Raw genomic sequence first — 20,174 nt, 5'->3', positions numbered from 1 at the left:
CCCGTTCGCCACTAATCCACGGTGCAAGCACCGCTTCATCGTTCGACTTGCATGTGTTAAGCACGCCGCCAGCGTTCATCCTGAGCCAGGATCAAACTCTCCAAAAAGAAATTCAAAACCCAGCAAACACCAACCACCACGGGGTGATGGCCGATGATTACCAAAAAAACATTGGTATCAAAAAAACATGACACACTATTGAGTTCTCAAACAACAGACTGCTTTCGGATCTCCAAGCCGGCTCGTTAGCCCTGCTTGCCGTTCCCGAAGCAACTTTTCAAGCTTAGCACCCCGAATTCTTCGGTGCAAATCGCTCAACTTCAGACAATTTCTTGGTGAAAATCGTGCGATCCGCGGCGTGTCCGGTTGACTCCCTCAGAAGCTTTCCTTCGCTGCGGTGCGGGTATCAACTCTACCACCGTTCGCCGGTGATGCCAACTCCTCGGTCCGGTGGCTCTTCGTGAGACGGCTTGAGGCCCGGAATCCGCGAGATTCCGGGCCTCAAGCCGTCGTCGACACCATGCCCAGGGGTCTGTCAGGCCCCCGAGACGCTCAGTCGAGTTTTGTGAAGTACACCGCACCCAGGGGCGGCAGCGTCACCTTCGCCGATGCCGGCTGCCCATCCCACGGACCGTTGTCCGCCACGACGGTCCCCCCATTGGTGACCCCCGAACCCCCGAACTCGTGGGCGTCCGTATTGAGGATCTCCACCCACTCGCCGTCGGAGGGGAAGCCGAGGGCATAGTCGTGATGCGGCGCGCCCCCGAAGTTGACCGCGCACACCAGCTTTTCGCCGTCGGCGCTGATCCGGATGAAACTCAAGACGTTCCGGTCGGCGTCCCCACCGTTGATCCAGCGGTAGCCCTCTCCCGTGTTGTCCTGCTCCCACAGGGCGGGAGTCTCCTGGTAGATCGTATTGAGCTGCTTGACCAGCAGCTGCACGCCGCGGTGATCGGGGCCCTCGGCGAGCCACCAGTCGAGTCCGTGCTGTTCACTCCACTCGGCCTCCTGCCCGAACTCCGTTCCCATGAAGATCAGCTGCTTGCCGGGGTGGGCCCACTGGTAGGCGAGGAATGCCCGGAGATTCGCGAGCTGCTGCCAGCGGTCGCCGGGCATCTTGCGGAGCATCGACCCCTTGCCGTGCACCACCTCGTCATGGCTGATGGGGAGGAGGAAGTTCTCCGTGAACGCATAGACCAAGGAGAACGTGATGGTGTTGTGGTGCCAGCGGCGGTTGACCGGGTCCTCGGCGATGTACGCCAGGGAATCGTGCATCCAGCCCATGTTCCACTTCAGCCCGAAGCCCAGGCCGCCCTGCGAGGTCGGCGCCGTCACGCCCGGGAACGCCGTCGACTCCTCGGCGATGGTGACCGCCCCCGGGTTCCGCTTGTAGACCGTCGCGTTGGTCTCCTGCAGGAAACTGATGGCATCCAGGTTCTCGCGGCCCCCGAACTGGTTGGGCACCCACTGGCCCTCCTCACGGGAGTAGTCCAGGTACAGCATGGACGCCACGGCATCCACGCGGAGGGCGTCCACGTGGAACTCCTCCAGCCAGTACAGGGCATTGGCGACCAGGAAGTTCCTGACCTCCTTGCGGCCGAAGTTGAAGATGTACGTGCCCCAGTCCGGATGCTCGCCCAGCCGCGGGTCGGCGTGCTCGTAGAGCGGTTCGCCGTCGAAACGGGCCAGCGCCCATTCGTCCTTGGGGAAGTGCGCCGGCACCCAGTCCATGATGACGCCGATGCCGGCCTGGTGCAGGGAGTCGACCAGGAACCGGAACTCGTCAGGGTGCCCGAACCGCGACGTCGGCGCGTAGTAGGACGTGACCTGATAGCCCCAGGAACCGCCGAACGGGTGCTCCGCCACCGGCATGAACTCCACATGGGTGAACCCGAGCCACTGGACATACTCCACCAGCTCACGTGCCAGCTCCCGGTAGCTCAGGCCCAGGCGCCACGAGCCGAGGTGGACCTCGTAGACGCTCATCGGGGAGTTGTGCGGATCCCGCGCGGCACGGGCGGCCATCCACTCCTGATCCTTGAACTCATAGGAGCGCTCCACCACCACGGACGCCGTCATCGGCGGGACCTCCGTGCCGAACGCCAGCGGGTCGGCCTTCTCCACCCAGTGGCCGTGCCGCGTGCGCAGCGCGAACTTGTAGCGGGTTCCAGGGCCGAGACCCGGGATGAAGAGCTCCCAGACACCGCTCGATCCCAGGGAGCGCATCGAGTGCTGGCGCCCGTCCCAGGAGTTGAAATCGCCGATGACGCGAACGGCCTGCGCGTTCGGGGCCCACACGGCGAACGAGACGCCCGTGACGTCACCCATCACGGAGCTGTAATGCTGCACCCGGGCTCCGAGAACGGTCCAGAGCGTTTCGTGCCGGCCCTCCTGCAGGAGGTGGAGATCCAGCTCGCCCAGCGTGGGAAGGTAACGGTAGGGCTCGTCGACCAGGACCGTCTCGGCGTTCTCGTAGGCGACCTCGAGCCGGTAGTCCGGCACGTGCGCGCCGTCCGGCGACGCATAGGTGCCCACCCAGACACCGAAGCCCTCGTGGTGCAGGGGGATCCGCGCGTCGTCGGCGAGGATGACCGTCACCGCCTCGGCAAGGTGCTTGACCGTGCGGAAGGTGACCACGCCGTGTTCGTCCAGATGAGCGCCCAGCACGGAGTGCGGCGCGTGATGCTCACCATGCGCCACCTGCCCCAGCGTGGCCTGATCGATCGGCAGCGGAGCCGGCGCGGCGGCTTCCGGGGTCGGGTTCATGGTTTCCCTTTCGCTCCGGGACCTGCAAGTTCCTCAAGCGTCGCACGCGCCGCGCTGACCGGGATGTCCAGCCAGCCGGGGCGGTTGCTCTGCTCGTAACGGACCTCATACAGGGCCTTGTCCAGCCACAATGCCATGAAAAGGGGAGAACGCTGGTCAATCCTCCCGGGCACCACACTCGAATAACCCTCCAGGAAGGCCGCCGAGCACTCGGCGACCCACCCGTCGGAGACCTCGGCCCCCGCCACCTGGCGGGCGGCGGCCCCGGCCGCATAGTCCAGGGAACGGAGCAGCCCGACCACATCCCGCAAGGGCAGATCCGGCAGCGCCCGCTCGGAGACGGGCCTGAGCGGCTCGCCCTCGAAATCCAGGAAGACCCACCGCTCGGCGCCGGCAGCCGGCGCCCGCACCGTGAGGATCTGCCCCAGGTGGAGGTCGCCGTGGATCCGCTGCGGCTGCGCCGGCACCGCGGACAGCGACGTGAGCAGGGCCTCGACCTCGGCGTCGTACGGCCCGACGACGGCGCGCACCTGAGCCCAGCTCTCCCGCACCCGGGCGGCCAGCTGACTCAGCACACCCCCCGGAGCGGTCGTCACCGGAAGGCCTTCGGCCAGGCGCCGATGAATCCGGGCGGTCCCTTGCCCGATCGCGTGCGCCTGACGCGCGAACGACTCACCGCGTGCGGCGGCATTGAGCGCGGCGCCCCAGGCATCCGCGCCACCCGGAAGGAATTCGTGGATCACGGCCAGGTCGGCCTGATAGGAGATGCCCTCGGACTGCCAGTGGGCTTCCAGCCAGCCGAGCGTGGCCGGAACATCCTGGGTGCCGAGCCTGGTGAGCACCTCGCCCAGCTCCACCTCCGGGTTCTGGCCAGAGGAAAGCGTGCGGAAGAACTTCACGATCATGCCGCGGCCGTGGGCGTTGAGCACGATGGACGTGTTCGACTGCTCGCTCCGCATGGGGTCCATGGTCTGCAGAGGGTCCGACAGGGCGATGCTCTTGCCGGCGTCGGGGCCGCGACGGGCCTGAATGCCGGCGTGCTCCCCCGGAAGGTCCGAACGGGCGTTCAGGGAGGTGCTGGCCAGCACCTCGTCCAGGAACTCCCGGCGCAGCGGGGCGTCGTGGACGTCCCACGGTCCGGAATCCACAGGAGTTCCCTCGTCACCGCCCGCGGAGGACACCGTGCCGATGAAGCCTGAGGCGCCGGTGTCGCCGCCAAGGGACGGGCGGTCCTCGGAGCGCAAGTACAGCAGCGGCACCTGAAGAAGCGTGGTCACCAGCGCGCCCTGAGCGTCGGGGTAGGCGAGCCGCAGGACACGGACCTCGGAGCGCCGCTCCGGCCGCAGGACACCGGGAAGCACGGCGGCCACGGACACCGTGACGACGCTCCCCTTGGCGGGGAACCACCGCTGCTGCGGGAGCCAGCGCTCCAGCAGTCCCATGAGTTCGTCGGCAGGAGCGGTCATCTCAGACGCCCTGAGGCACGATCGGAATGGCCGTGGTCTGAACGCCGGGCGCCGCGGACCGGAACCTGAGCCAGAAATAGCCGTTGCCCGCCAGCGTCAGGCTGAGCGTGCCGTCGTCCCCCACGCTGGGGAACGGCTGGCCACCGAAGATGTCCCGCAGGCCGCGGCCGGCGAACTCCGGGAGATCGAGAAGAGCGGCCACGGGGTTCTGCGACAGGTTGAACACGCACAACAGGGTCTCCGGCTGGGCGCCCTCCGCGTTGTCCGGGAGCAGCTCACGGCGGTACGCGAGGACGGATTCATGATTGGCCGGCACGTGGTGGAAGGCCCCCAGACCGAAGGCCGGATGAGCCTTGCGGACCGCCAGGATCTGACGGGTCCACCGGAGCAGCGAACCCGAGTGGGCCGCCTCCGCCTCCACGTTCGCCATGCCGTAGTGGTACACGAGCGACTGGATGACCGGCAGGTACAGCTTGCCCGGATCCGCGATCGAGAACCCCGCGTTGCGGTCCGGGGTCCACTGCATGGGCGTCCTCACCGCGTCACGGTCCTGGAGCCAGATGTTGTCCCCCATCCCGATCTCATCGCCGTAGTACAGGAACGGCGAACCCGGCAGACTCAGGAGCAGCGCGTTGATCAGCTCGATTTCGGACCGCGAATTGTCCAGGAGGGGCGCGAGCCGCCGCCGGATGCCCACATTGGCGCGCATGCGGGGATCCGGCGCGTACCAGCCCAGCATCGCGGACCGCTCCTCGGCGGTCACCATCTCCAGTGTCAGCTCGTCATGGTTGCGCAGGAACGTGCCCCATTGCGTGCCGGCCGGAATTGCAGGCGTGTCCTTCATGGACTCGACGATCGGGGCGGCCAGCTGATCCCGGAGGGCGAAGTACAGCCGCGGCATGATCGGGAAGTGGAAGCACATGTGGCACTCGGGGGCTTCCTCGGTGCCGAAGTACTCCACCACTTCCTGGGGAGGCTGATTCGCCTCCGCGATGATGATCCGGCCGGGGTACTCCCGGTCCACCATGGCACGGAGTTCGCGCAGGAATTCGTGCGTCCCCGGCAGATTCTCACAATTGGTGCCGTCTTCTTCGAAAAGATAAGGAATCGCGTCCGCGCGGAAACCGTCCACCCCGTGGTCCAGCCAGAAACGCACCACATCGAAAATCGCATCGACCACGGCCGGATTCTCGAAATTCAGATCCGGCTGGTGGCTGAAGAAACGATGCCAGAAGAATTGCCGCCGGATCGGATCGAACGTCCAGTTCGATTCCTCGGTGTCGATGAAGATGATCCGGGCGTCCTCGTACTTCTCGTCCGTGTCACTCCAGACATAGAAATCTCCGTAGGGACCGCTGGGATCACGCCGGGACTCCTGGAACCAGTGGTGCTGGTCCGAGGTGTGATTGAGGGGAAGGTCGATGATCACCCGCATGCCGCGGGCGTGTGCCTCACCCACCAGCCGCTGGAAGTCGTTGATGGTGCCGAATTCGTCCAGGACCGCCTTGTAATCCGAGATGTCGTAACCACCGTCCCGGAGCGGGGATTGGAAGAACGGAGGCAGCCAGAGGCAATCGATGCCCAGCCACTGGAGGTAATCCAGACGATCGATCAGACCGTTCAGGTCACCCGACCCGTCTCCGTTGGAATCCGCGAAGGCCCGCACCAGCACTTCGTAGAAAACCGCCTTGCGGAACCAGTGCGGGTCATGGGTCAGCCCCGGGGCGTTCGTGTCGAAGCGGTCCCGGCTGGCGATCCCGTTGCTTGCGGACGGCAGGCTGAAAGTCATCAGACTCCTCGGCGGATATGCAGGATGTGAGCCGGCTCCACGTGCGGATCCAGGCGGACGTAGTTGTGCTCGCCCCATTCCCAGCTCTGCCCGGTGATCAGGTCATCCACGCGGAACCCGTGCGACGCCGTCCAGTCCTGCGGGTCGAGCTCCAGCGCGGCCAGGTCGAGGGAGACGGTGCATTCGCGGGTGCCGTGCGGATCCACGTTCACCACCACGATCACGGTGTCCTTGGAACCGTCCGGCAGCGTCTTGTGCTTCGAGAAGACCACCGTGGAATCGTCCGAGGACTGGTGGACCGTCAGGTTCTGCAGATCCCCCAGCGCAGGATGGTCACGGCGGATCCGGTTGAGCCGCGTCAGGTACGGAGCGAGCGAACGTCCCGCCGCCTCGGCCGCTTCCCAGTCCCGGTCCTTGTATTCGTACTTCTCGTTGTCGATGTACTCCTCGGCGCCCGGGCGGGCCACGTGCTCGAAGAGTTCGTAGCCGGCGTAGACCCCCCAGAGCGGGCTGCCCATGGCGGCCAGCACGGCGCGGATCTTGAACGCCGCCGGACCGCCGTACTGCAGGTACTGGGTCAGGATGTCCGGGGTGTTGACGAAGAAGTTGGGACGGAAGAACGCGGCGGAGTCCCGCGAGATCTCGGTGAAGTACTCCTCCACCTCCTCCTTGGTGTTCCGCCAGGTGAAGTAGCTGTACGACTGCTGGAAACCGGCACGGCCCAGCGCGTGCATCATGGCGGGGCGTGTGAACGCCTCGGCCAGGAAGACCACGTCCGGGTGCTTCTTGTTCACCCGGCCGATCAGCCACTCCCAGAACCAGACCGGCTTGGTGTGGGGATTGTCCACGCGGAAGATCTTCACCCCGTGGCTGATCCACAGCTGCACGATGCGGAGGATCTCCTTGCTGAGGCCCGCCGGGTCGTTGTCGAAGTTCAGGGGGTAGATGTCCTGGTACTTCTTCGGGGGGTTCTCGGCGTACGCGATGCTGCCGTCCACGCGGCGGGTGAACCACTCCGGGTTGCTCTGCACCCAGGGGTGGTCCGGGCTGGCCTGCAGGGCGAGATCCAGTGCGATCTCCAGCCCGTGTTCCCGGGCCTCCGCGACGAAAGCGTCGAAGTCCTCGAAGGTGCCGAGGTCCGGGTGGATGGCGTCATGGCCGCCGTCGGCCGAACCGATGGCCCACGGGGAGCCCGGATCACCGGGGCCGGCCACCAGCGTGTTGTTGGGGCCCTTGCGGTGGGCGTGCCCGATCGGGTGGATGGGCGGCAGGTACAGGACGTCGAAGCCCATGGCGGCGACGCCGGGCAGCCGGCCGGCGGCGGTGCGGAAGTTCCCGGAGGTCCACTCCCCCGTCGCCGGGTCACGCCGGGCCCCTTCGGAACGGGGGAAGAACTCGTACCAGGAGCCCTGGCCCGCGGCGGCACGCTCCACCAGGAGGGGGAACTCCGCCGATTCGGTCACCAGTTCACGGATCGGCTGACGTTCGACGGCGCCGGCCACGGCGTCCGAGAACCCGGCCCCGAGGCGTTCCTCGACGGTGAGGCGGGAGTCCGCGAGCGCTTCGGCGGCACGGCGCAGGGTGCGGCGGTCGGCGGCGGTGCGCTTGGCGTCGTCGTCGGCGGCCTGGGCCAGGAGGGCGGCGCCCTCCGCGAGCATGAGCTCCACGTCGACGCCCGCGGCGACCTTGATCTCCGCATTGTGGTGCCAGGTCCCGTACCGGTCGTGCCACGCCTCGATCACGAAGGACCAGTCACCCGTGGCGGTCGGCGTGAAGACGCCTTCCCACAGATCGGTGCCCAGACCGCGCTCGCCCCTGGCGGGCTGCAGGCGGACGGTCTCCCGGACCTTGCCCTTGGGGTCCTTCAGGACGGCGGTCACGCCCAGCTGGTCGTGACCCTCACGGAAGACCGTGGCGCTCACCACCAGGCCCTGTCCGGGCACCGCCTTGGCGGGGAATCGGCCGCCCTCGACGGTCGGCTGCACATTCGTGATGGGAAACCTGCCGAATCGCAGGCCGCTCGGAATCCCGGTGGACGCGGGGAGCGCGGGGGTGGACTTGGTCCGGCTGGCGGTTCGTTTGGTGCTGCTCACACGCACGACGTTAGTCCGGACCAGGGCCAATTGCTAAGGGTCATTTGAAAGAAACCGCTGTTACGCGTCATTTACCAAAAAGAAACTTGCCCCTGTTCCGATGGTCGGAGGTCTCCGTTAGTGTGGCGCACGTGAAGGCGATCCGTAGATTCACCGTCCGAACCGTCCTGCCCGAGCCGATAGCACCCCTGGCCCGACTGGCCAATAACCTCCGCTGGTCCTGGCACCTTCCGACCCGCCAGCTCTTCGAAAGCCTGCATCCCGTGCTCTGGGACAAGAGCCGGCACGACCCCGTCGCGCTCCTCGGGGCCATCTCCGGCGAGGAGTTCGCGGCTATGGCGCGGGACGAGGAGGTGGTGGCCCGGATCCGGACGGCGGCTGCGGACCTGGACCGGTACCTGACGGAATCCCGCTGGTACCAGACCCAGAACGGCGACGCCCCCGAGCGCATCGCGTACTTCTCCCCCGAATTCGGCATCACCGAAGTCCTCCCGCAGTACTCCGGCGGACTGGGCATCCTGGCCGGCGACCACCTCAAGTCGGCCTCGGATCTGGGCGTCCCCCTGGTGGGCGTCGGGCTGCTCTATCAGGCCGGCTACTTCAAGCAGTCCCTCTCCCGTGACGCGTGGCAGCAGGAGACGTATCCGGTGCTGGATCCCGACAACCTCCCCCTCACCCTGCTGCGGGAGGAGGACGGGACTCCCGTGACCATCCGTCTCCCGCTCCCTCAGGGGCGGCAGCTGCTGGCGCAGATCTGGCGCGCCGACGTGGGGCGCGTCCCCCTGCTCCTGCTGGACTCCAACGTCCCGGGCAACGACGACGCCGCGCGGGGCATCACGGACCGGCTCTACGGCGGCGGCGGTGACCACCGTCTGCAGCAGGAGCTGCTCCTGGGAATGGGCGGGGTGAAGGCCCTGAGGGCCTACGCACGCCTGACCGGGACTTCCGCGCCCGAAGTCTTCCACACCAACGAGGGGCACGCGGGATTCCTGGGCATCGAACGCATCCGGGAACTCATGACGGGCCAGGGTCTGAGCTGGGACGAGGCCCTCGCGGCATGCCGCGCGTCCACCGTGTTCACCACGCACACCCCGGTGCCCGCCGGGATCGACCGCTTCGAGCTGCCCCAGATCGAGCACTTCTTCCGGGCCGGGCTCGCCCCCGGCGTCCCCGTGGAGAACATCCTGGACCTGGGACGGGAGAACTACGACGGCGGCGATCCGGGCAAGTTCAACATGGCCGTCATGGGTCTCCGCCTGGCTCAGCGCGCCAACGGTGTGGCGAAGCTGCACGGCGAGGTGTCCCGGGGCATGTTCGCGGGGCTCTGGCCGGGATTCGAGAAGTCCGAGGTCCCGATCGGCTCCGTCACCAACGGCGTGCACGTCCCCACCTGGGTGGACTCCAGCATCGGCACCCTGGCCCGCGACGCGTTCGGGCCCGAGGCCGAATCCCTGGGCCGCTGGGACCTGGCGTACAACGTGCCGGATGAGACGCTGTGGGCGCTCCGCCGGGAACTGAGGGCCAAGCTGGTGGTGGACGTCCGCCGTCGGCTGCGCTCGTCCTGGAAGAAGCGCGGCGCCGCCGACGCCGAACTCGGCTGGACCGACAGCGTGCTGGACCCCGACGTCCTGACCATCGGCTTCGCCCGGCGGGTGCCCACGTACAAGCGCCTGACGCTCATGCTGCGGGATCCCGAACGGCTCCGGAGGATCCTGCTGGACCCGGACCATCCGGTGCAGCTCGTGATCGCGGGCAAGTCCCATCCGGCCGATGACGCCGGCAAGAAGATGATCCAGGACCTGGTGCACTTCACGGACGACCCGGAGGTCCGCCATCGCATCGTCTTCCTCCCGAACTACGACATCGCCATGGCCCGCACCCTCTTCCCGGGCTGCGACGTCTGGCTCAACAACCCGCTGCGGCCGCTGGAGGCCTGCGGGACCTCCGGCATGAAGGCGGCCATCAACGGCTCCCTCAACCTCTCGGTCCTGGACGGCTGGTGGGATGAGATGTACGACGGCGAGAACGGCTGGGCCATCCCGACCGCCAACAACGGAGCATCGCCCGAAGAGCGGGACGACATCGAGGCCGCCGCCCTGTACGAGCTGATCGAGACCCGGGTGGCCCCGAGGTTCTACGGTGCCGCACTCTCCACCGATGCCGGGGCGGCAGGGCCGTCCGAGGCGGACGAGGACGGACTGCCGACGGCGTGGATCTCGATGATCAAGCACACGCTCGCCCACCTGGGCCCGGCGGTGTCCGCGGACCGCATGGTCAAGGACTACGTGAGCGGGCTTTACACACCGGCCGCGGTCTCCGGCCGGGACGCCGCGGAGGACGGCTATGCGCTGGCCAAGGACCTGGCGGCCTACACGGAACGGGTCCGTGCCTCCTGGCCGGAGATCCATGTGGAACATGTCGACAGCACCGGCGTGGGCGAATCCCCGCAGATCGGTGACACGCTCACCGTGAACAGCTACGTCTCGCTCGACGGGCTGACCCCCGACGAGGTCCGTGTGACCGCCGCCTACGGCAGGGCCGGGCATGACGACCGGATCAAGGATCCCCGCAGCGTGGACCTGGAGGCGGCCGAGGACCTGGGGAACGGCCGCTGGCTCTTCCGGGGCACCATTCCGGTGGACCGCTCGGGGGCGTTCGGTTACACCGTCCGGATCTTCCCGCAGCACGAGGGCCTGGCGAGCAATGCCGAGCTGGGTCTGGTCGTCAACGCGTAGTCGCGGTGCCGGCGTGGCCCGGGGAGCAGGATCGGCTCCGCTTGCCATCCCCGCAGCGGGGTACTCGGCTTTCGCTGCGCAAGGGGCTGCGGGGCCCCTTGACGCAAGCTTCCGCTGGTCCTGCTCCCCGGGCCAGGCCCCTCAGCCGAGGACGATGACGCTCAGGTGCGGGTTGCCCGCCTCCGCGTCGCCGAGGATGCTCTCGACGGCGGCCACGGTGCCGGCGTCGAGCGTCGCGGAGCGCTCCCAGACGAGCGTGGCCGGGACGGTGAGTGCCGAGGCCCAGTCCCCCAGGCAGTCGTTGAGCGCGTCCAGATTGCCGCCGAACCAGGCCGGGAAGTCCAGTGCCGCGGCGAAGGCGTTCAACGTCTCCGCCTTGTCCGGCGCGCCGGGCACGGCGAACGGCTCACGGCCGATCGCGAGGCTCGCGTGGACGAGTTCACCCAGGGTGTGGGCGCCGGCCGGGTAGGTCTTCACTGGCCCTCCAGGATGAAACGGAAGCTCTTGTAGTGGTCCGGGGTGTAGTACTTCTCGTGCTCCGAGCCCACGATGATGCGGCGGGCGCCCCGGTCGCGGGAGCCCGGGGTGGGCACGGTGAACTCCTGGTAGTAGCCGCCGCGCTTCTTGGGCAGCACGCCCTCGAAGTTGCCGAAGTTGATGCCGTCCCGGTCGTACGGGTACGGCCCGCCCTTCGCGATCAGTTCCAGGGTGCGCTGTGCCTCCGCCGGCAACGCGGATTCCTTGACGGCGCCGAGGCTGCTGGGGTTCTTCTGGCCGGCGCCCGAGGCTGAGGAGGCGCCGGGGCGGTGTGTCGCGGACGCGCCCGGCCCCGCGCTCCCGCCGCCCGCGAGGGGCTTGCTTCCCGAACCGCTCGTGCCGAGCCAGATCAGACCCGCCACGACGGCGGTGACGAGGATGCCGGCCAGGCTCAGCAGGGTTTTGCGGTTCACGGGACCTCAGAGTCGGTAGATGTTCATGGAGAAGGCGTCCACCAGGTCCTTCTCCCCTTCGGCGCGCTGCGTGCCCCGGCGTTCGTCATGGACCAGGGAGGTGGACAGGCGCAGTTCGAACTTGGCGGTGTCCTGAGCCGGGGTGACCCCGAGCTCGGACAGCCGCGGCAGCACGATCTCCACATCGGTCGGCCCGCCGTTGATCACGACCAGACCGTCCACCTTGCCCTTCCGGGACCCGAGCAGCAGCTGCACGAGCCGCTGACCGGGGTTGTTCCAGTCCTCACCGGACATGAACTCGCCATCCTGGTTGAACCAGTGCAGATAGGAGTGCTCGTCACGCTGCGGGTAGTCGAACGGCTGGGCCGCCATGAACTCGCGGCGGATCCTGATGGCCCGCTGCGTGGCGCGGAACATCTGCCGGCTCTCCCGCGTGGAGGTCCAGTCGATCCAAGTGATCGGGTTGTCCTGGTTGTACGCGTTGTTGTTGCCCTGCTGGGTGCGGCCCAGCTCATCACCGGCCACGATCATGGGCACGCCCAGCGAGATCATGAGCGTGGTCATGAGGTTGCGGCTGGTCAGGGCGCGCTCGGCGAGCAGCGACTCGACCTCGGTGCGGCCTTCGTACCCGTGGTTGTAGCTGTGGTTGCTGTCGTTGCCGTCCCGGTTGTTCTCGCCGTTGGCCTCGTTGTGCTTCCGGTCGTAGGACACCAGGTCCCGCATGGTGAAGCCGTCATGCGCGGTGATGAAGTTCAGCGACGCGAGCCGGTTGCGGCCGGACGGCGCGAACAGCGACGCCGAGCCGGACACCACATCCGCCAGTGCGGACACGCTGCGGCCCTGATGGCCGGCGTCGATGGCCGCGCGCTCCGTCAGCCAGAAGGAGCGCACCGTGTCGCGGAAGCGGTCGTTCCAGTCCACCCAGCCGAAGGGGAACCGGCCGGTCTGCCAGGAATCCCCCTGACCCACGTCCCACGGCTCGGAGATGAGTTTGACCTCATGGAACACCGGGTCCGCGGCCAGGGCCACCAGGAAGGGGTGCTTGGGGTCGAACTGGTTGTTCTCGTCACGGCACAAGGTGGTGGCCAGATCGAAGCGGAACCCGTCCACGTGGTAGTCCTGCACCCAGTGACGCAGGGAGTCCAGCACCAGCTGCACCACGCGCGGCTCACCGAAGTTGAGGGAGTTCCCGCAGCCGGTGGTGTCGTAGTAGTTGCCGTTGCCGTCGTGACGGTAGTAGGTGCCGTCGCCGAGACCCCGGAAGCTCTGCGCCGGGAGGTCCTTGCCGCCCTCGGCCGTGTGGTTGTAGACCACGTCCAGGATGACCTCGATACCGGCCTCATGCAGGAGCTTGACCATGCCCTTGAACTCGTCCTGGACGGCGCCGGGGCCTGCGGCACGGGCCGCCTCCGTGGCGTAATCCGGGTGCGGAGCGAAGAAGGACGCCGTGTTGTAGCCCCAGTAATTGGTGAGGCCGACGTTCTCCAGGTGGGCCTCGTCCAGGTGGAAGTGCACCGGGAGCAGTTCGACGGCGGTCACCCCGAGCTGCTTCAGGTACTCCACCATGACGGGGTTCGCCAGCCCGGCATAGGTGCCCCGGAGGTCCTCCGGAACATCCGAGTGCAGCTTCGTCAGACCGCGCACATGGGCCTCGTAGACCACCGTGTCACGCCATGGGGTGTTCGGGCGCCGGTCGGCGCCCCAGTCGAAGTCCTGGTGCATGCGCATGGACACGAGGGAACCGTCGACGACGTCCACGCCCCGGCCGTAGGGGTCCAGCAGCAAACCGGAGGGCACGCTCGAGGGCGGCGCGCCGTCGTCGTCGCGCCGCATCATGAGGCTGCCGGTCAGGCGGGCGGCCGTCTGCGGCCCGAGGAATCCATACCGTGTCCCGAGAGGGAAGCGCGGCACGAGGCCGTGGTGGACCCCGCCGCTCTTCTCCGTCAGGCGCGTCCGGTGCCACTGGCCGTCCGGGCCGAGGTGGTGGACGTCCACGGCGGTCAGGCCGGGGGCGAACACCGCGACGTTGACGGTGTCAGGTGCATACTGATCGGCCTGCCGGGCCGGGGTCACGCCCAGTGGGAACGGCCGCGAGGCCGTCACCACGAACTCAAGGGGCATGGTGATGGGATTGCTCATGGGACTGTCAGGTGGCGGATCGGCGCCGGGAGACTTCGTACAGGGAGATGGCGACAGCCATGCCTGCGTTGAGGGACTCCATGGCGGAGTCGATCGGCACGGACACGATCTGGTCGCAGTGCTCGCGGACCAGGCGGCTCAGGCCCTTGCCCTCGGAGCCCACCACGAGACAGATCGGCTCGGTGGCCAGTTCGAGGCCGGGCAGCGAGACATCGCCATCGCCGTCCAGGCCGAGCACGAAGATGCCCATCTCCCGGAACGCCTTCAGGGTGTTGTTCAGGTTGCCGGCCCGGGCCACGGGGACGCGGGTGGCCGCGCCGGCGCTGGTCTTCCAGGCGGCCGCGGTCATGCCGGCGGCCCGGCGCTCCGGTACCACCACGCCGTGGCCGCTGAACGCGGAGACGGAGCGGATGATGGCGCCGAGGTTACGGGGGTCGGTGATGCCGTCCAGAGCGACGAACAGCGGCGCGTTGGCGATGTGGCCCTTGCGCCAGGCCTCGATCGTCTCTTCGGCCAGGTCGTAAGGATCCGCGTAGTCGTACGGAGGAACCTGCAGAGCGAGGCCCTGGTGCACGGCGTCCTCGGTGAGACGGTCCAGTTCCGGCTTGCCGGCCTCGAGGATCGGCACACCGCGCTCGGCCGCGAGCTTGAGGACTTCCTTGACGCGGTCGTCGACGTCGATGCGGATGGCCACGTACAGCGTCTTGGCGGGGATGCCTGCACGCAGAGCCTCGACCACGGAGTTGCGTCCGGTCACGAACTCCTCGGTGGCACGGCCCTTGGGACCGCTGGCACGACGCGGGGCACGGGTGTCCCCACCGGCGCGCTTGGCGGCGGCGCGCTCTGCCAGAACCTTGTTCTTGTGCGCCTTGTGATAGGTGCGGTCCTCCGCCTTGGGCGTGGGCCCCTTGCCTTCAAGAGACTTGCGGCCATGGCCCCCAGTACCCACGGAGGCGCCCTTCTTGTGCTTACGGACAGCGCCGGAACGGCCGATCTTGGCCATGATTCACCTCTGCAGTAGTGTTGCGGACCTGCACCATTTTACGGTTCAACTCGTGTCAGTCCTGACGCAGGCTCCAGGACGCCCCCTGAGGACCGTCCTCGACCACGACGCCGGCCTCCGCCAGAGCATCACGGATGGCGTCTGACGTGGCCCAGTCCTTCGACTCGCGGGCCTTCGCACGGGCCTCCAGCTGGGACTGGATCAAGGTGTCCAGGGCCTGGACCACGGGACCTTCGGCAGCGGCCGACGACGCGACGTCGTCGAGCCCGAGCACCCGGGTCATCGCCAGGACCGAGTCCAGAGAGGTCCGCACCGTCTCCGCGTCCCCCGCCGCCAGAGCGGCGTTGCCGGTCCGGACGGTCTCGTGGAGGACCGCGAGCGCCTGCGGAACATTCAGGTCGTCATCCATGGCCTTCGCGAAGTCCTCCGGCACCCCGCCGTGGCTGAAGTAGCCGAACGTCCCGTTCCCCTGCGACTGCGAGCGGAGCGCGCGGCTGATGAAGCCGTCGATGCGCTCGACGGCCGAAGCCGCCTCGGCGAGCGACCCGGGGTTGTAGTCGAGCACCGAACGGTACTGCGCCTGGCCCAGGTAATAGCGCACCACGCGGGGGCTCGCCTGGGAGAGCATCTCCTCCGGGCTGACGGTGTTCCCGATGGACTTGGACATCTTCTCGCCCTGGTACGTGACCATGCCGTTGTGCATCCAGAAGTTCGCGAAGCCGTCACCCGCCGCCGTGGACTGGGCGAGTTCGTTCTCGTGGTGCGGGAAGCGCAGGTCCAGACCGCCGCCGTGGATGTCGAACCGCGGGCCGAGGTACTTGGTGACCATGGCCGAGCATTCCAGGTGCCACCCCGGGCGTCCGCGTCCCCAGGGGGAATCCCAGGCCGCCGTCTCGGGGTCGCCTGCCTTGTGGCCCTTCCACAGCGCGAAGTCGCGGGGGTCGCGCTTGCCCCGCGGGTCGGCGTCGGCGGCGGCCTGCATGTCGTCGATCCGCTGGCGGGTCAGGGCGCCGTACTCCGGCCAGGAGCGCACGTCGAAGTACACGTCCCCCGAGCCGTCCGGCGCCGCGTAGGCGTGGCCCCGCTCGATCAGACGGGTGATGAGCGCATGCATCTCAGGGATGTGTCCCGTGGCGCGGGGCTCATAGGTGGGAGCGGCGACGCCCAGGGTCTCGTACGCCACACGGAAGGCCTGCTCGTAGCGGTACGCGAGCGCCCACCACGGTTCCTTGGCCGGACGGTCCCCGTCAGGCACGAAGCCCTCCCGGAAGGACTCCGCGGACTTCGCGAGGATCTTGTCGTCGATGTCCGTGACGTTGCGGACCACGGTCACCTCGAAGCCCCGGTAGCGGAGCCAGCGGGTGAGCTGGTCGAAGGCGATCGCCGACCGGACGTGGCCCACGTGGGGCAGGCCCTGAACGGTGGCGCCGCAGTAGTACAGGCTCGCCTTGCCGGGCTCGAGCGGCTGGAATTCGCGGACCTGGGCTGAGGCCGTGTCATAGAAACGCAGTGTCACCTGCCAAAGCCTATGCCCTGGGGTCCGTCCCCGGCTATTTCCGCAGAGGACGGCCCCCAGGGCACGCGGGGGGCTCAGGCCAGTGGCTGCTGCAGTTCCACGAGCCAGCCGCCGTCGTCGTCGCCGAGCCGGTGGTAGATCTCCCGGCACGGGCCGTGCAGTTCGAGGCCCGCCGCGGCCAGTTGGTTGCCCAACGCCTGCCAGCTGACGCCGATGTCCTGGATGCGGCCCTCGTGCAGGAGGGTCGCGGCGCGGGACACTTCCGGTTCACGGCCTTCGCTCACGGTCGGATCCGCCGCGAGAACGGCCGCCGGATCGCCGACCGTGAGCGCCGCGGTGACCAGCAGGCCCTCGTCGCCCGCGAGATAGGTCGCGATCGACGGTCCGACGGGAGATGTCCCCGCACGGTCGCAAGCGGCTTCCAGGCGGTCGTACATCCCGCCGATGTGCAGTGACACCTCTTCGGAACCTGCGACGGTCCGCTGCAGCTGGACGAATTCCAGCGCCGGCAAGGAGGTGATGGTGTATTCAGGCATTTCCTGCTCCAATTCCAGAAGGCGGAGCCGTTCGCGGATCCTCACCAGGCGGTCCTGTCCCGCCAGGATCCCGGCCTGCACCTCCCGCTCCCTGTCCCGGAGCATGCACAGCATCTCCTCCAGGCTGAGGGTGCGGTCCAGCAGCGGGCCGATCTCCTCCAGGCTGAACCCCAGGTCCTTCAGGGCCAGCAGCTGACGCAGTCGCGGCAGCTGGGACATCTCATAGTGCCTGCGACGGGTCCACTCGTCGGTGGCCGCAGGGACCACCAGGCCGAGCGCATCGTAGTGGCGCAGCATCCGCACGGACACACCACCCAGGTACGCGAACTCTCCGATACTCAACATGACGGGACCAGTCCAGCTGCTGACACCGTGTCAGCTTCAAGCCCCGGTCGCCGGAAGCGGGTAGACGAGTGCCGTGGCCACGGCGGTCAGTCCTTCGCCGCGGCCCAGGAAGCCGAGCCCGTCCGTGGTGGTGGCCGAGACGCTGACGGGCGCACCGGCGGCCTCGGTGAGGACGCGTTCCGCTTCGAGCCGCCTCGGTGAGAACTTCGGCCGGTTCCCCAGGAGCTGCACGGCGACGTTGCCGATCCCGAATCCCGCTTCCCGCACGATCCGCGCGGCCTCGGACAGCAGGGTGACGCCCGACGCTCCGGCGAACTCCGGTCGATCGGTCCCGAAGTGCGTCCCGAGATCGCCGAGTCCCGCCGCGGAGAAGAGTGCGTCGGCCGCGGCATGTGCCACCACATCCGCGTCGGAGTGCCCGGCCAGGCCCCGTTCACCGGGCCAGAGGAGGCCTGCGAGCCAGAGCGGACGCGGTGCGTCCTCGGAGGCGTAGGCGTGCGCGTCGACTCCGACGCCGGTGCGCGGGATGATCATGCCTCCCCCACCCAGCGTCCGGCGAGCGGACCTTCGAGCAGCCCTTCGGCCAGGATCAGGTCCACCGCGGTGGTGATCTTCAGCGAGTAGCTGGATCCGGCCACCACGTGGACCGGGATCCCGTGGGACTCCAGGAGCATGGCGTCGTCCGTGATGGCGGCGGCCTGCCGGTCGTCCAGGTACTGCGCGTCCTCGTGCGCGGCGCGCAGGGCGGCCAGGCTGAAGCCCTGGGGTGTCTGGACGGCACGGAGGGTTTCGCGCGCGATGTTGCCGGTGACGAGTTCGGGCGCGATCTCGGCGTCGGCCCCGTGACCGGCGTGCACCTGCTTGATCGTGTCCACCACGGGGATGGCGGGGATGACGGCGCGGGCGCCCGCCCTCAGGGCGTCGGCCACGCGCTGAAACACCTGGACCGGGACGAGCGGGCGGGCCGCGTCGTGCACCAGGACGTGTTCGACGTCGTCCAGCGCGGTGAGCGCTCGCGCGACGGAGTCGGAGCGGGTGGCCCCGCCTTCGACCACGGTGAGGCTCCAGGGGGCGCCGGGGTGTTCCGCGCGGAAGGTCTCCACGACCTCACGCAGCGCTGCATCGTCGCCCGCGTCCGCGGACGGCAGCGCGACGACGATCGCGTCCGCGACGCCGGCCGCGACCACGCCTGAGAGGGCGTGCCGCAGGATCGGTTCGTCGCCCAGCAGGACCTGTGCCTTGGGGATGCCGAAGCCCAGCCGTTGCCCGGAGCCGGCAGCCAGGACCACCACCCCGAGCCGTGAATCAGAAGTCATAGTGCCAGCGTAGCCGGGGCGACGCCGGGCGGCCGGGTCCGATGCACCCGCAGCCAGGTGCCCCCGGACAGCGAAAGGCCCGTCCGGCGCAGATGCACCGGACGGGCCTTTCACAAAAACTCAGGTCAGAAAAAACTCAGGCGGGGAGTGCTAGGAAGCCTTCACGTCCGAGGCGAGAACCTCGTCCAGAACGTTCGCAGCATGCTCCTCATCCGTCTTCTCGGCCAGGGCGAGCTCGGAGATCAGGATCTGACGCGCCTTCGACAGCATCCGCTTCTCCCCCGCGGACAGGCCGCGGTCCTGGTCACGGCGCCAAAGATCGCGAACGACCTCGGCGACCTTGATCACGTCACCGGAAGCCAGCTTCTCCAGGTTCGCCTTGTAACGGCGGGACCAGTTCGTGGGTTCTTCGGTGAACTCGGCACGGAGAACGTCGAACACGTGCTCCAGGCCTTCCTTGCCCACGACATCCCGAACGCCCACCAGGTCGACGTTCTCTGCTGGAACCTCGATGGTGAGGTCCCCCTGGGCTACGCGGAGCTTGAGGTACATCTTCTCAACGCCCTTGATGGTGCGCATCTTGATCTCTTCGATCTTCGCTGCGCCGTGGTGAGGGTAAACAACCGTCTCGCCGACTTCAAACACCATGTGGATTATCCCCTTTCCCGGCTTCCAGTTTACCACGTGTGAGCGCGGCAACTTCTCGGCCCTCCAGCCGCTCTTCCTTGAAATATCAAGGATCCAGGCCCACTCAAGCGTTCGTCACGTGACTTGACGGACTGGCAAAAAGGTGCATCCACGCCGCCCTGTCGGCCTCATGTAACAAGGGTCCTGGCACGTCGAACGAGGCCCCGGCCCATTTGCCGATAAACTGTCAGCAAAGAGCTCTCATTCACTCGTGCAAGGAGTTACGTAAAGTGCGTTCCACTGCCCCCCAGACCGTCAAGCCCGGCAAGCGCGCCCTGGCCGCCGCAGCGTTGGGCCTCGGACTCCTCGCCGCCACCACCGCCTGCTCCGCCACCTCGGCTCAGCAGACCACCCACCAGTACGCGGCCTCGGACGGCGTCAACGCTCAGTTCGGCGACATCAAGGTCCGCAACGCCATGATCGTCAGCGACGGCGAGAAGAACCCGGGCCGCCTGCTCGGCAGCATCTTCAACGGCAGCGCGCAGGACGTCACGGTCACGGTCAACGGCGCCGAGGGCTCCCAGACCCAGGTCCGCGTGAAGGCGAACAACGAGGTCTCCCTCAACGAGAGCAGCGACTCCGCCATCCTGAGCACCTCGGGCGGCGCCCCGGGTTCCCTAGTCACCCTCCAGTTCACCGGCGAAGGCAAGACCGCCGATGTGAAGGTCCCCGTCCTGGACGGCACCATCAAGGAGTACAAGCAGTACCTCCCCACTCCCAAGGCCACCCCGGGTGCGTCCACCAAGGCCGAGCCCACCACCTCGGCCACCCCGGAACCGACCTCCACCACCGAGGGCGGCCACTAGCCTCCACCCGGCTTCGGTCTTCGGCCG

15 protein-coding genes and 1 rRNA gene are annotated in these 20,174 nt (G+C 67.9%); 2 read left to right on the top strand and 14 right to left on the bottom strand.

Translation table 11 applies throughout. The features are described 5' to 3' along the window. The 5 genes from AB4Y75_RS11590 to AB4Y75_RS11570 all read right to left on the bottom strand — a co-directional run. Window positions 1-107: ribosomal RNA gene (locus AB4Y75_RS11590) — 16S ribosomal RNA — on the bottom strand; the annotation flags it as partial. 445 nt (window positions 108-552) lie between these two features. Then, on the bottom strand, window positions 553-2,766 hold the full coding sequence (gene glgB, locus AB4Y75_RS11585; RefSeq protein ID WP_441436025.1) for a 1,4-alpha-glucan branching protein GlgB: 2,214 nt from the start codon (window positions 2,764-2,766) through the stop codon (window positions 553-555). Then, complete coding sequence (locus AB4Y75_RS11580; protein WP_441436024.1) at window positions 2,763-4,232, bottom strand: maltokinase N-terminal cap-like domain-containing protein; 1,470 nt, start codon at window positions 4,230-4,232, stop codon at window positions 2,763-2,765. The genes glgB and AB4Y75_RS11580 overlap by 4 nt, the downstream gene beginning before the upstream one ends. Window position 4,233: 1 nt before the next feature. Then, window positions 4,234-6,021, bottom strand: coding sequence for a maltose alpha-D-glucosyltransferase (gene treS / locus AB4Y75_RS11575; protein ID WP_441436023.1), 1,788 nt, complete (start codon window positions 6,019-6,021; stop codon window positions 4,234-4,236). Beyond that, entirely contained in the window at window positions 6,021-8,114 is a 2,094-nt protein-coding gene (locus AB4Y75_RS11570; RefSeq protein WP_441436022.1) for an alpha-1,4-glucan--maltose-1-phosphate maltosyltransferase, read from the bottom strand. The genes treS and AB4Y75_RS11570 overlap by 1 nt, the downstream gene beginning before the upstream one ends. Before the next feature lie 131 nt (window positions 8,115-8,245). On the opposite strand from AB4Y75_RS11570, the gene glgP reads away from it, so the two are divergent. Further along, window positions 8,246-10,849 carry an alpha-glucan family phosphorylase gene (glgP, locus tag AB4Y75_RS11565; protein ID WP_441436021.1) on the top strand — a complete coding sequence of 868 codons (2,604 nt, stop codon included), beginning with the start codon at window positions 8,246-8,248 and terminating at the stop codon, window positions 10,847-10,849. 141 nt (window positions 10,850-10,990) lie between these two features. Here the strand turns inward: glgP and AB4Y75_RS11560 are convergent, their stop codons facing one another. The 9 genes from AB4Y75_RS11560 to AB4Y75_RS11520 all read right to left on the bottom strand — a co-directional run bounded on the left by AB4Y75_RS11560 (window position 10,991) and on the right by AB4Y75_RS11520 (window position 19,302). Then, the gene (locus AB4Y75_RS11560) at window positions 10,991-11,326 is read right to left on the bottom strand and encodes a barstar family protein (RefSeq protein WP_441436020.1); all 336 of its coding nucleotides are present in this window, start codon (window positions 11,324-11,326) and stop codon (window positions 10,991-10,993) included. Beyond that, window positions 11,323-11,799, bottom strand: coding sequence for a ribonuclease domain-containing protein (locus tag AB4Y75_RS11555; protein ID WP_441436019.1), 477 nt, complete (start codon window positions 11,797-11,799; stop codon window positions 11,323-11,325). Before AB4Y75_RS11555 ends, AB4Y75_RS11560 begins: the two co-directional genes overlap by 4 nt. Window positions 11,800-11,805: 6 nt before the next feature. Beyond that, complete coding sequence (gene glgX, locus AB4Y75_RS11550) at window positions 11,806-13,938, bottom strand: glycogen debranching protein GlgX (RefSeq protein WP_441436018.1); 2,133 nt, start codon at window positions 13,936-13,938, stop codon at window positions 11,806-11,808. Window positions 13,939-13,945: 7 nt separating this feature from the next. Continuing rightward, a complete protein-coding gene (gene rlmB, locus AB4Y75_RS11545) occupies window positions 13,946-14,941 on the bottom strand; it encodes a 23S rRNA (guanosine(2251)-2'-O)-methyltransferase RlmB (RefSeq protein ID WP_441436017.1) in 996 nt (331 codons plus the stop codon). Window positions 14,942-14,996: 55 nt separating this feature from the next. Next, on the bottom strand, window positions 14,997-16,457 hold the full coding sequence (gene cysS / locus AB4Y75_RS11540; protein ID WP_441436016.1) for a cysteine--tRNA ligase: 1,461 nt from the start codon (window positions 16,455-16,457) through the stop codon (window positions 14,997-14,999). A 74-nt stretch (window positions 16,458-16,531) separates the two neighbouring features. Next, complete coding sequence (locus AB4Y75_RS11535) at window positions 16,532-17,338, bottom strand: MerR family transcriptional regulator (RefSeq protein ID WP_441436015.1); 807 nt, start codon at window positions 17,336-17,338, stop codon at window positions 16,532-16,534. 36 nt (window positions 17,339-17,374) lie between these two features. Next, window positions 17,375-17,872: a 2-C-methyl-D-erythritol 2,4-cyclodiphosphate synthase gene (gene ispF, locus AB4Y75_RS11530; RefSeq protein ID WP_441436014.1), complete on the bottom strand. Its 498-nt coding sequence runs from the start codon at window positions 17,870-17,872 to the stop codon at window positions 17,375-17,377. Next, complete coding sequence (ispD, locus tag AB4Y75_RS11525; RefSeq protein ID WP_441436013.1) at window positions 17,869-18,654, bottom strand: 2-C-methyl-D-erythritol 4-phosphate cytidylyltransferase; 786 nt, start codon at window positions 18,652-18,654, stop codon at window positions 17,869-17,871. The genes ispF and ispD overlap by 4 nt, the downstream gene beginning before the upstream one ends. Window positions 18,655-18,804: 150 nt before the next feature. Continuing rightward, window positions 18,805-19,302, bottom strand: a complete 498-nt coding sequence (locus tag AB4Y75_RS11520; protein ID WP_066214979.1) for a CarD family transcriptional regulator — start codon at window positions 19,300-19,302, stop codon at window positions 18,805-18,807. A gap of 269 nt (window positions 19,303-19,571) precedes the next feature. Between AB4Y75_RS11520 and AB4Y75_RS11515 the strand changes: the two genes are divergently transcribed. Further along, complete coding sequence (locus AB4Y75_RS11515; protein WP_441436012.1) at window positions 19,572-20,147, top strand: hypothetical protein; 576 nt, start codon at window positions 19,572-19,574, stop codon at window positions 20,145-20,147. Window positions 20,148-20,174: the final 27 nt, after the last annotated feature.

Origin of the sequence: Arthrobacter sp. RAF14 (assembly GCF_052114185.1) — a bacterium.
Classification (GTDB): domain Bacteria; phylum Actinomycetota; class Actinomycetes; order Actinomycetales; family Micrococcaceae; genus Arthrobacter_E.
The sequence above is the reverse complement of the archived record's forward strand: the minus strand, read 5'-3'. Positions and strand labels throughout refer to the sequence as shown.

Excerpts from the sequence above, each read along its gene's own strand:
- glgB (WP_441436025.1), bottom strand. The coding sequence starts at position 2,766 with ATGAACCCGACCCCGGAAGCCGCCGCGCCGGCTCCGCTGCCGATCGAT.
- AB4Y75_RS11580 (WP_441436024.1), bottom strand. The coding sequence starts at position 4,232 with ATGACCGCTCCTGCCGACGAACTCATGGGACTGCTGGAGCGCTGGCTC.
- treS (WP_441436023.1), bottom strand. The coding sequence starts at position 6,021 with ATGACTTTCAGCCTGCCGTCCGCAAGCAACGGGATCGCCAGCCGGGAC.
- glgX (WP_441436018.1), bottom strand. The coding sequence starts at position 13,938 with ATGAGCAATCCCATCACCATGCCCCTTGAGTTCGTGGTGACGGCCTCG.
- rlmB (WP_441436017.1), bottom strand. The coding sequence starts at position 14,941 with ATGGCCAAGATCGGCCGTTCCGGCGCTGTCCGTAAGCACAAGAAGGGC.
- AB4Y75_RS11535 (WP_441436015.1), bottom strand. The coding sequence starts at position 17,338 with ATGTTGAGTATCGGAGAGTTCGCGTACCTGGGTGGTGTGTCCGTGCGG.
- ispF (WP_441436014.1), bottom strand. The coding sequence starts at position 17,872 with ATGATCATCCCGCGCACCGGCGTCGGAGTCGACGCGCACGCCTACGCC.
- ispD (WP_441436013.1), bottom strand. The coding sequence starts at position 18,654 with ATGACTTCTGATTCACGGCTCGGGGTGGTGGTCCTGGCTGCCGGCTCC.
- AB4Y75_RS11520 (WP_066214979.1), bottom strand. The coding sequence starts at position 19,302 with ATGGTGTTTGAAGTCGGCGAGACGGTTGTTTACCCTCACCACGGCGCA.